The organism is Acinetobacter sp. WCHA45, assembly GCF_002165255.2.
Classification (GTDB): Bacteria; Pseudomonadota; Gammaproteobacteria; order Pseudomonadales; family Moraxellaceae; genus Acinetobacter.
This window is the reverse complement of sequence record NZ_CP028561.1, coordinates 1,534,338-1,546,470: the sequence shown is the minus strand read 5'-3', so window position 1 is coordinate 1,546,470 and position 12,133 is coordinate 1,534,338. Positions and strand designations below refer to the sequence as shown.

Below are 12,133 nucleotides of genomic sequence, written 5' to 3'. Positions count from 1 at the left end.
TCATGTTGCTGTATATCTATAAAGAGTACTTAAAAATAATTGTGTAATTACAGCATGAGGCGATGATGACAAAACATTATGATTATATTGCGATTGGTGGTGGTAGTGGTGGAATTGCATCAGTTAACCGTGCTGCGATGTATGGGAAGAAATGCGCCTTGATTGAAAAGGCTGAAATTGGTGGAACCTGCGTCAATGTCGGCTGTGTGCCTAAAAAAGTTATGTGGTATGCGGCACATATTGCTGAATCAATTCAAAAATATGGTCCTGATTATGGCTTTAACAGTAAAGTTGAATCTTTCGATTGGCAGACACTGGTCAAAAATCGTCAAGCTTATATAGAACGTATTCATCAGTCCTATCAAAATAGCCTAAGCAAAAATAAAGTTGATTTAATCCATGGTGCAGCTCATTTTATTGATAAAAATACTATCGAAGTCAACGGTGAGAAATTCACAGCAGATCATATCCTGATTGCAACGGGGACACAGCCATCATTGCCTGATATTGATGGTGTTGAATATGGCATTGATTCGAATGGTTTCTTTGAACTAACGGCTTTACCTAAAACAGTTGCAGTGATTGGTTCGGGTTATATTGCAGTTGAATTGGCTGGGGTACTTAATTCTTTAGGTTCACAAGTTGGATTATTTATCCGTAAAGATCTACCTGTTCGACGTTTTGACTCTTTCTTAAGTGAAACTTTGGTTGAAGTGATGCAAACAGATGGAATTACTATACATACACAAGCTGTTCCTAAAAAAATCACCAAGAATGCCGATGGCTCTGTCGTATTACATTTAGAAAGTGGCGAAAGTCATACGGTCGATTGCTTGATTTGGGCAACAGGCCGTGAGCCAAATACGGCGAGCTTGAATTTAGAAAAAGCCAATATACAGCTCGATGATCGAGGATATATTCAAGTCGATAAATTGCAGAATACATCCCAAACAGGCATTTATGCGGTGGGAGATATCACAGGGAAAATGGAGCTTACACCTGTCGCAGTTGCAGCAGGTCGTAAATTGTCTGAGCGATTATTCAATCATAAGCCAGATGAGCATTTAGATTACGATAATATTCCAACGGTTGTTTTCAGTCATCCTCCGATTGGAACAGTAGGGATAACTGAGCAAGAAGCGATTGATAAATATGGTCAGCAAGTTGTGAAAGTTTATAATTCATCATTTACTGCGATGTATAGCGCCATTACGCAACATCGTCAACCGACCAAAATGAGGCTAGTCTGTGTGGGTGAAAATGAAAAAATTGTCGGTATTCACGGTATCGGTTTTGGCATGGATGAGATTCTGCAAGGTTTTGCGGTTGCTTTAAAAATGGGAGCGACGAAAAAAGATTTTGATAATACCGTTGCGATTCATCCAACATCTGCGGAAGAGTTTGTGACGATGCGATAGCGCGCGCTATATGGAAATAAAAAGGACGTAAATAACGTCCTTTTTAAATTTTTTGTTTAAAATGGGTATTTATTTCAATTCACTCGAAGATTTACCCAATTCACGACGAGCAATAATGAGCTGTTGAATCTGTTGTGTACCTTCAAAAATATCAAGGATTTTTGAGTCACGTGCCCATTTTTCTAATAACTCATCTTCACCATAGCCCACGCTTGCAGCTAATTCGACGCATTTGAGCGTAATTTCATTACCAACACGTCCAGCTTTGGCTTTGGCAATCGAAGCTTCTTTAGAGTTGGGCTTTTTATTGTCAGCCATCCATGTGGCTTTAATCATAAGTAGGCGAGCAGCTTCCCACTCAGCTTCCATACGGTAAATCTGTGCGGCTAAATTTGAGGTTTGTAAATATGGTGTTTTGTAGTCAGGATCAAGCTGGTCTTTGAAAATTTCCTTGATACGCTCCAATGAAGCTTTGGCACAACCAACCGCCATAGCTGCAACAAGTGGACGAGTGTTATCAAAAGTTTCCATAACACCAGCAAAACCTTTAGCAACATCAATTTCTGGATTACCCAATAAATTTGCAGCAGGTACACGGCAGTCCGTAAAGCTAATCACCGCCGTATCTGAGGCTTTAATCCCGAGCTTGTGTTCCAGACGTTCAACTTTCATACCTACTGTACCTTTAGGTACAACGAAAGATTTAATCGCAGCACGACCCAGCTTTTTATCTAGGGTTGCCCAAACTACAACTGAGTCAGCACGTTCACCAGAAGTGACAAAGATTTTTTCTCCATTTAAGATGTAATCATCACCATCTTTGGTTGCTGTTGTACGAATAGCCGCTGAGTCTGAACCACAACCAGGTTCAGTAATCGCCATAGCAGCCCAAGTCCCTTTGAAACGTTCAAGTTGTTCATCATTGGCAACTGCTGCAATGGCAGAGTTGCCTAAGCCTTGACGTGGCATACTGAGCAGTAAGCCTGTATCACCATAACACATTTCAATAATACCAAGTGCCGCAGACATGTTACCGCCATTCACAATGGCATCTGGGTTCGCTGTCCCTCGTTTACTCGCATTGGCAGCACCCACACCTTCGCCACTTTCATTCATACCATCCAATAGGGCAGCGAGCATATCGAGTTCTTTTGGATAGGCATGTTCAGCTTTATCATATTTGCGTGAGATTGGACGCAAAACATTGATTGCAGTTTCATGCGCCTGATCAACCAACATTTTAAATTTTTTCGGATTTTGTAAGTTCATTATTATTCTCCAAAATTACGCATGTAAGCCAGAATGTAAGATAGCGGTTGCGCGTAGATCACGATACCAACGTTCAACAGGATGCTCTTTAGTAAAACCATGACCACCTAAGATTTGAACACCATCTGTACCGATTTTCATTGATTTTTCGGCACAAAGTAATCGTGCCAGATAGGCTTCACGATGGAAGGGTTTACCCGTTTCAGCCAAGCTTGCCGCATTTAAAACCAACATACGCATAGCATCAATTTCAATGGCCATATCCGCAATCATGAAAGCAACACTTTGACGATGCGAGATGGGTTCGCCAAAAGCAGTACGTTCATTTGCATATTTAATACAGTAAGCTTTGATTGCTTCTCCTGTACCAATCGCCATGGCGCACCACATTAAGTTTCCAAGGTCGATAAATGCAGTGTAATCAAAATCAGTATCGCCTAAACGTAAGGCAGGGGTCTGGTTGAATTGTAACGTTGCTGTTTCTGCCGCCTTTAAACCCATTGCTGGATTAGCTTTGATTGCGATCGTTTCATTTGACTGTACAACAAAAATATCAGGTTGACCGTTGAACTCAGCACTGACAAGGAATACATCCGCAGTATCACCCAAAATTACCAACGTCTTTTCACCTGTAATGGTCATTTGTCCATTTTGTTCAGTTGCTTTGGTTTTTAACTGATATGGATTAAATGCAGGAGTCGCTTCTTGAAATGCAAATGTTGCCGTAACGTCGGTATCTTCTGCAAATACAGGTAGGTACATGGACTGCACTTGGGTAGAGCCCCAACGAGTAATTGCATTAATAACGCTAAATGTGCTGAGCAGACCTGCTGTTAAACTGAAATCACCTTTTGCCAAACTTTCTGCGATTAGTATATTACTCACAATATTTTGTTCTGCTGCCACACCACCTAATGCTTCAGGAAGTGCATAATAATTTAAACCGAGGTCAACCAAATGCTGCCAAAGTTGTTCTGGGAATTGAGCTTGATGATCAGCGTCATGCGCTAAAGCATATAAAACTTCTTCAGCGAATTGAGACATTGCATCAACCGTCATTTGCTGTTCTTCAGTCAGGCTGAGATCAAACAAATTTTTATTAACTTGATTCGGGAGGCGTTGCTTATCAATTGCTTGTGGTTTAAACGCTTTTTGTGTTTTATTCAGTACTTTAAAACCTGTTTTTGATCCTTGATATAATGATTTCTCTACAAATTTTCTTAATTTGAGTTGATCTAATACTTCGCTTCCTGCGATTTTAGTAATCAAAGATAGCCCAAAGCCTTGAGCTTTATTCATCATATTCGACATGATTTTATCCTAGAGGATGGTTGTAAAATTATGCTGACATGCTCTAGTCAAAAAAACTATGTCTTGTTTGACGTGCTAAATTAAGAAAGATAAAGAGTAAAATAATTCGTATATAGATTTTATATTATTGTTTTTAAATGAATAAAAAAAATATCAGAAAAATAAATTTTAAAAAAAATGACCAAACTGACAAATCAGATTGGTCAAAATGACTTTAGATATGGTGCTTATGCAAACTGACGAATCATTTTTCGTACATTGGTCTTTGCTTCGATCACGGTCATAAACGTATATGCACCAATAAACTTACGGCTAATAAACATAAATTCTTTTGGCGGAACCGAGAAATAGCGCGATGCCATAGACTGTGCTGCCTGTTGCATGACACGACTATGGAGTTGGCTTTTTTTCCAATCGTAGCGATCTTGCTCATCCATTACACCTGTTGGCATGTCAGGATTGTTAGCTGGACAGCTAAATGCTTCTGTGGCGATAAGGAACACATCTGCCATACCTGGTTTGATACTTTCAGGCATTGCATCAAAGAACTCGTAGCCTGTCATCGCTTTAACCATTTCATCTTTGTTATGGTTATAACCAGCATGGATCAGGTTACGTGCAACAGTGAGCAAATTCTCATCGAACTGACGAATTGCACCAAAGTCGAGGAGAACGATTTTGTCCTTTACATCATCGCCGTTACCCAAACGAACAAGATAATTACCGAAGTTCGGATCGGTTTGCATTTCGCCCCATTCAAACAGCTCACGTACTGCAATTTCCAAAGAAGCTTCGCCTAATTGGTTACGACGTTCTTGGGGGAGGGAGAGCATGACAGGGCTATTTACAGGCACGCCACGTTCAAAGGTCATGCACAGCACTTTTTTAGCGCAAAATTCATCGACAATTTCAGGAACGATATAACGAGGATCATCTTTCAGACGTGCAGCAAAGCGGCGAGTTGTTGCGGCTTCGATGTCATAGTCGACTTCTCGATGCATCATTTCACGAACTTCATCAAACCACTGATCAAATTCACGAGTTTGTGGCACCATACGTGTGAGTTTAAGCATGTTCTTAAATAGATTCATATCAGAATCAATTGCTTCCGCTACACCAGGGTATTGAATTTTAAGAACCAGTTCTAAACCATCTGATTTACGTGTCGCACGATGAACTTGAGCAAGTGAGGCTGTACCGATTGGTTCATGATCAATCGTGAGTTCATCTAATTTTGAACCTAACTGTTCTTGCAAATGCGCTTTGATTGCAGGCCAAGCTAGTGCCACAGTTTGATTGTTCAGTGTATTTAATGCTTGTGTAATTTCTTCAGGTAAGAAATGTTCGCCGTATAAAGCCATCATTTGACCAATCTTTACGATTGATCCTTTTAGTTTTCCTATTTCAGAAACTAAATAATGAGCTTGTTCAGCCATGGCTTTTTTACGCTTTTTCTCTTTTTCTTCTTCACTAGAAAAAATTGAAGTAGCACTAGCAGTCGCCCAACGTGTTCCAGCGAGTAAAGAGGCTTTTGCAATAGATAAGCGACGATCTACAGAGGAGGTTTTTAGATTCTTAAGCTTATCGTTCTGATCTGACATGAAAGAAAAATCCTATGCTGAAATCGGAGGGTTGAAAGCCGAGACTTAAATTGTAGCGGATATTACAGCTTTTGAACGTATTAAAATAGTTCAATCTCTTGAATTATCAGTCTAAATTTGTGAATTAGGTCAATAAATCAGAATAGCCTAAGTGAAATTTAACTTTCAAATTTGGCTTTCGTATACAGATGTCCTAAATCCTAAACTGAATTTTTAGAGTAGATTTTCTCATTAAAGCAGCACGATTAGTATGAATATGAGCAATCAACATACGCTTTACATGACTATGATGAAAGCCTAAAGCATGAGCTTTCACAATAATGATACTGGGTAATGTAAAGAAAAAATACTTGGTGTCGTCTAAAGTCGCATTTTTAAAAATACCTTCTTCAATCAAAGTATTCCGAAGAAAAATTTTCTCTTCTTGCACAGTAGGAGATGACTCATCATCCCAATAATTGTGACGCATTGCCATCAAATTATTATGTTTATAACTCATCGTTGCTTGAGCTCATTCTGTTTACTATTAGCAAATATATGTGGTTAATTGAGTGTTTATCAAGAATAGATTTATCTCAAAAATAGCCTAAGTAAATTTAATCCTTAATTTTTAAATGCTACACTTATATTACTTTAATCACTAAAGCAAAGAACTGAAAAAAAATGACTCCAGCTTGTAAGTTATTAGAAAAAAATAAAATAGCATTCACAATTCATGAATATGAACATGATGTAAATGCAAAAAGTTTTGGTTTAGAAGCTGCTGAAAAACTCAATTTACGTGTAGAAGAAGTCTTCAAAACATTAATGGTCACAGATGAAAAAAATTATTTTATTGCGATCTTACCTGTAAACCATCAACTCAATTTAAAAAAAGTTGCAGCAGCGGTGGGATGTAAGAAATTACAAATGGCAAATCCTAAAGATGCTGAACGTTTGACTGGTTATTTAGTTGGTGGAATTAGTCCATTAGGGCAGAAGAAACGTCTAAAAACCGTCATTGATGCGACGGCGCAGACATTTAATAAAATATATGTCAGTGGTGGGAAAAGAGGGCTGGATATTGGTTTAGATCCTAATGATCTAGCAAAGTTATTAAATGCAACTTTCTCTGATCTATTGGATAGTTAGAGACTTTATCAGACATCTATAGCTTATGCTTTAATACTTCAATCTACTAAAACAATAAAATTTCAGATTTTCATTAGAATATATAATAATGAGAATTATTATCTTTTGTATCTATAATCTTCTATTTCTTTATTTTATCTATATTAATCAATGTCTTGAATAATAAACTGCTAGGGAAATATTGTAATTGCTATTATAAATGATAATTATTATCATTACTTTAATCTTATATGCAGTCGTTGCTGTATTTGAGAAGTGTTTTGAGCTCAAACATTCGAAAAAAAACTAACTCTCTCTTTATAGAGGATACCGACAGATGCAATCACTTGCCAATCGGTTGGCGATACAACATTTCGTCAACGCATATACGCAAGAAACTGGCAAAGGTCACTTGCTTAATAAAACACAGCAAAGTCCGCAACAACAAGCGTTTAGTCAAGGTTTGACGCTGTTATCTATTCCGATTAATTCAATTCATGCTCAATGTGATTTCCCATTATCTTATGTCAGCCGTGTTGGTAGACATCGGTTAGCTAATCTTCCTCAAATCGTAATTTCAGGTCAGCCAAAATCATTCAGTCCAGTTGCAATCGTTGGGTTATTACTTGAAGAACTAGTTTCTGAATCATCTTTACCTTTGGATGCTGCTTCTTTACTAGAAAAGTGGATTCAAAGTCGAGATGCGCTACAACAGTTTTTACAAAATCGTGAATATGAATTTGATGATTTAGTAAATGCAGGGCAAAGCTTTATTGAAACAGAGCAAGCTTTGATTTTAGGGCATAGTATGCATCCCGCGCCAAAAAGTAGGACAGGCTTTGTTCATGAAGATTGGTTAAACTTTTCTCCTGAAAATAAAGGTAAGACTCAACTTCATTATTGGCTAGTGCACCAAGATTATATTGCAGAAGGTAGTGCGACTGATGAACCTATTTCAGCGCAATTAAAAACTGCGTTACAGTGGTATTTATCTGAAAGTGATCTCAATTTATTAAAGACACATGCGGAATATAAGTTACTTCCTTTACATCCATGGCAAGCGCGTTATTTACAGGGCAAAGCTTGGTTTGAACGATTAAAGCAAACAGGGCAACTGATTGATTTGGGCTTGCGTGGTTGGCAATTCTCTCCAACCACTTCCATACGCACATTAGCGAGCTTCAATGCACCTTGGATGATGAAGCCGTCACTTTCAGTGATGATTACCAATTCTATTCGAGTGAATTTGGCCAAAGAATGTCATCGTGGTGAATTGACACATCGTCTGTGGCATAGTGAGTTTGGGCAAAATATTCTTAAACAGTGTCCAAGTTTAAAAGCAGTCAATGATCCAGCTTGGATCGCTTTAAAAATCGATGATGAAGTGATCAATGAAAGTATTTGTATTTTCCGAGATCAACCATTCCATCCACAACAACAAGTCACTTGTATCGCATCTTTGTGCCAAGATCATCCGATCAAGCCTTTAAATCGTTTTAATGCCTTATTTGCAAAAATTGCGAAAGCCCATCCTGATGCTGAAGTTTCAGAGATTGCTTCAGATTGGTTTAATCGGTTCCTCGAAGTCAGTTTGCAGCCTTTGATGTATCTATACCATCGTTATGGTATGGCATTTGAGTCACATCAACAAAATGTATTATTAGAACTCGAAAACCATTTTCCTAAAACTTTATGGTTACGTGATAACCAAGGTTTTTATTATATTGAAGAATTTGCCACTGAAATTCTGCAAGCACTTCCTGAACTGAAAGAAAAAGCCTTTGCGGTAGGTCCGAAAGCTTTTGTTGATGAACGTTTTAGTTATTATTTCTTTGGCAATACTTTGTTCGGGATTATTAATGCCATCGGTGCAACAGGCTATATCACTGAAGATGAATTGTTAGCGCATCTAACTGGATTTTTAGAAGAGCAATTACAGCAATATCCTGAGAGTACCTTAATACAAGGACTACTGTTCAATTCAACGCTGCCTTATAAAGGCAACTTGCTGACACGTTTGCATGAATTAGACGAGTTGATCGCACCTGTAGAAAATCAATCTGTTTACGTGCAACTGCCAAATCCACTGCGTATTTCACAGAAGGATGTCAGTTATGCTTGATTTTATTGGAATTGGTCTAGGACCTTTTAATTTAAGTCTTGCTAGTTTGCTACAAAACAAAAGCTCACTCGATTACGTATTTTTTGAGCAAAAGGCGCAATTTGATTGGCATGCAGGTATGCAACTACCTAATACGGTATTACAAGTGCCATTTATGGCAGATTTAGTCTCGATGGTTGATCCAACCAGTCCATTTAGTTTTTTGAATTATCTGCGTCATCAGCAACGTTTGTATAAGTTTTACTTTTTAGAGCAGCCACATATTCCACGTTGTGAATACAACCACTATTGCCAATGGGTTGCAGAACAACTTGATTGTATCGAATACCAGTCGCAGGTTCTAAAGATTGAACCTCAAACGATAGGTTTTAAAGTAGTCGTTGAATCAAACGGTGTTCAGCAAAGTTATTTATGCCGTCATTTAGTGATTGGAAGTGGTAATGTGCCATATTTGCCTGAATGTTTGGTAAAGATTCAGAAAGTCCGTCCACAACAATGTCTGCATTCAGCACAGTATATGACGCATGCCGATACAGATTTACATGGCGATGTGGTCGTACTTGGTTCTGGACAATCTGCAGCTGAAGTGTTTATCGACTTATTTGATGAACAGCAAGATACTGTTAATCATCAGTTTGATTTGCATTGGTTTACTCGTTCTCAAGGTTTCTTCCCGATGGAGTATGCGCCATTAGGTTTGGAACATTTTAGTCCAGATTATGCACAGCATTTTTATGATTTGACTGCGCAGCAAAAGGAACAGCAGTTAAAGCAACAAGCCTTGTTATACAAGGGAATTAGTGCAAAAACCATTCGGGAAATTTATCAAAGACTTTATCACCGTAGCATTGCAGGCCAAAGCATACAGACACATTTGCATAGTCAATGTGATTTGAAAGATGCAGAAGCATTGGATACACAAAAAATCCGATTGCATTTCGAACATCGTGCTACAGCTCAGTCTTTTCATCTCGACTGTGATTTTCTTGTAGCCGCAACGGGTTATTTCACACCTGATTTTGGTTTTATGCAGTCACTCAAGCCATACATCGAACTTGATCATAAACAGCGTTGGCAGATTACAGAAGACTATCGAGTTGTACACAGGTTGAATGGCCATATCTTTGTTCAAAATCAAGAAATGCATAGTCATGGTGTCGGCACGCCTGATTTAGGTCTTGGTGCTTATCGTGCAGCAACGATCATTAATCAACTGCTTGCTGAGCCTCTTTATGAATTAGGCAATCAAGCGCAAACCTTCCAACACTTTAATCTCTCTCAAAATCCAAAAATTTGTATGGCAGATGACAAAGCACAATCAAACGAGTGCCTTTGCGAAAATTCTCCCAATAAAAACCATTCAATTTTCAAGAAAACAGAACAGAACGTGATGACGGCGCATCCTAATCGTCGTGGTGCAAACACACGTACACAAACTGCTTCTGTACATTCAACATATGAGAAACTGATATGAACTTTGCAACTTTAAAAATTAATCAGCAGCAATGGCGTGCCGCAGGACAACGTCTTATTGAAATGGCGATTGCAGAGTTTCTATACGAAGAAATTATTGAAGTTAAATCATTGTCAGCAGGTCGTTATCGTTTAGATTTAGGCAATCGTCAGTATGAGTTTCAAGGAAATCAATATCTACTCGGACACTGGAATATTCAGGAAGCTTCGGTACGTGATGTGACTCATAGTCAGGAAAATGATCAACCTGCTTGGAACTTACATGAGTTCATTGTCGCAATGTCTGACAGTTCTAATGTTAAGCCATTTACCAAAGCGTATTTGATCAAAGAAATGAATAATACTTGGCTGGCAGAAGCACATTTGTTCAATGAAACACGTTTGCCAAGTATAGCGGTTTTGACAGAGCCACATTACAAAGTTGAAGGCATGCTACGTGGTCATCCTTGGCTCATCATGAGTAAAGGGCGTATGGGTTTTGGTTATGATGATTATTTAAGCGCTGCACCAGAGCTTTCACCTGAAGTTAAAGTGTTGTGGTTAGCCGTTCATCGTGATTTAGCAGAGTATCGAAGTACTGAAGATTGGAGTGCCTGCGGTTTATATCAACATGAATTTGATGCCAATGAACTACAGCAGTTCATCAATATTCTCCAAGAAAAAAACCTAGATCCTCAAAATTACTTTTTGATTCCCGTACATGCTTGGCAATGGCATCAATGGCTTGTTCCGACTTATGCCAATGAGATTGTGGATCAGAAAATTATTGAACTGAATATCAGTCAAGATAGTTATGTGCCAATGCAGTCCATTCGCACATTATGTAATACATCAAATCTACAACGTCATTACATTAAACTGCCAGTCAGTATTTTTAATACTGCTGTTTATCGTGGATTACCCTCAAAACGTAATCTTGCTGCTCCAGCAGTGACCGCATGGTTAAAACAGATTCATCAACAAGATCAAGACTTACAAAATACAGGTGTGATTTTCTTGGGTGAGGTTGCAACTTTAACCATTCACCAGCCATGTTTTGACCGCATTGACGGCGCACCATACCAATTTAAAGAACTGTTCGGTTGTTTGTGGCGTGAAAGTGTTGATCGTTATGTTGATTCATCACAACAAGTTCTCTCGCAAGCAGCTTTATTACATCGTGATATTTCTGGTCAATCGATCCTGAGCGTGCTGATCAAAGCATCAGGATTAAGTCCTTTAGCTTGGTTAGCTCAATTTGCTCAAGTGTGCATGAGTCCATTGTTACTTTGCTTGTATCGCTATGGTTTGGCATTTTCACCACACGGTGAAAACACGATGTTGGTACATGAAAATGGTGTGCCGAAAGCCATGGTATTAAAAGACTTCATTGACGACATCAATTTAGTGGATGAGGATTTTCCTGAGTTAACTCAATTACCATCTGAATCAGACTTATTACTCCGTCATGAAGCGACTGATCTAAGCCATTTTATTTTCACAGGTCTGTTCATGGTGCATTACCGCTATATCTGTGATGTGTTCTTGCAAGACTATCCTGAATATTCTGAGCTTGATTTTTGGCAGACCATTTCCAACACGATTGTTGAGTTTAACCAAAGACATCCAGAATTGGCTGAACGTGCTGATAAATTCGCCATGCTGCGTCCAAGTTACACCAAAATTTGTCTAAACCGTGTACGTCTATTTACCACAAGTTATAACGATGAAGCAGAACGTCCTGTGCCTGTCTTCCTTGATCCTATTGCAAATCCAGTTAGCCCAGAAACATTGAAAACATGGGCAGAACAACCACGCCAAGCGAAAGCGGGCTAATTTTATTCGTCATT

Annotated in this window: 9 protein-coding genes; 5 read left to right on the top strand and 4 right to left on the bottom strand. The window is 38.6% G+C overall.

What is annotated here, in order from left to right; genetic code table 11:
- Positions 1-65: 65 nt before the first annotated feature.
- Positions 66-1,418 carry a glutathione-disulfide reductase gene (gene gorA / locus CDG55_RS08880; protein WP_087537070.1) on the top strand — a complete coding sequence of 451 codons (1,353 nt, stop codon included), beginning with the start codon at positions 66-68 and terminating at the stop codon, positions 1,416-1,418.
- Between the two features lie 69 nt (positions 1,419-1,487).
- Here the strand turns inward: gorA and CDG55_RS08875 are convergent, their stop codons facing one another.
- The 4 genes from CDG55_RS08875 to CDG55_RS08860 form a co-directional block, all read right to left on the bottom strand.
- Positions 1,488-2,687, bottom strand: a complete 1,200-nt coding sequence (locus CDG55_RS08875) for an acyl-CoA dehydrogenase family protein (RefSeq protein WP_087537071.1) — start codon at positions 2,685-2,687, stop codon at positions 1,488-1,490.
- Positions 2,688-2,702: 15 nt separating this feature from the next.
- Complete coding sequence (locus CDG55_RS08870; RefSeq protein WP_171287550.1) at positions 2,703-3,989, bottom strand: acyl-CoA dehydrogenase family protein; 1,287 nt, start codon at positions 3,987-3,989, stop codon at positions 2,703-2,705.
- Between the two features lie 236 nt (positions 3,990-4,225).
- Complete coding sequence (locus CDG55_RS08865; RefSeq protein WP_087537073.1) at positions 4,226-5,599, bottom strand: ABC1 kinase family protein; 1,374 nt, start codon at positions 5,597-5,599, stop codon at positions 4,226-4,228.
- A 193-nt stretch (positions 5,600-5,792) separates the two neighbouring features.
- Positions 5,793-6,098, bottom strand: a complete 306-nt coding sequence (locus CDG55_RS08860; protein ID WP_087537074.1) for a hypothetical protein — start codon at positions 6,096-6,098, stop codon at positions 5,793-5,795.
- A gap of 164 nt (positions 6,099-6,262) precedes the next feature.
- Between CDG55_RS08860 and ybaK the strand changes: the two genes are divergently transcribed.
- The 4 genes from ybaK to acbC all read left to right on the top strand — a co-directional run bounded on the left by ybaK (position 6,263) and on the right by acbC (position 12,119).
- Entirely contained in the window at positions 6,263-6,730 is a 468-nt protein-coding gene (gene ybaK / locus CDG55_RS08855) for a Cys-tRNA(Pro) deacylase (RefSeq protein WP_087537075.1), read from the top strand.
- Between the two features lie 316 nt (positions 6,731-7,046).
- Positions 7,047-8,831, top strand: coding sequence for an acinetoferrin biosynthesis protein AcbA (acbA, locus tag CDG55_RS08850; RefSeq protein ID WP_087537076.1), 1,785 nt, complete (start codon positions 7,047-7,049; stop codon positions 8,829-8,831).
- Positions 8,824-10,305, top strand: a complete 1,482-nt coding sequence (acbB, locus tag CDG55_RS08845) for an acinetoferrin biosynthesis monooxygenase AcbB (protein ID WP_087537077.1) — start codon at positions 8,824-8,826, stop codon at positions 10,303-10,305. Before acbA ends, acbB begins: the two co-directional genes overlap by 8 nt.
- The gene (gene acbC, locus CDG55_RS08840) at positions 10,302-12,119 is read left to right on the top strand and encodes an acinetoferrin biosynthesis protein AcbC (protein ID WP_087537078.1); all 1,818 of its coding nucleotides are present in this window, start codon (positions 10,302-10,304) and stop codon (positions 12,117-12,119) included. The genes acbB and acbC overlap by 4 nt, the downstream gene beginning before the upstream one ends.
- The last annotated feature ends 14 nt before the right edge of the window (positions 12,120-12,133 follow it).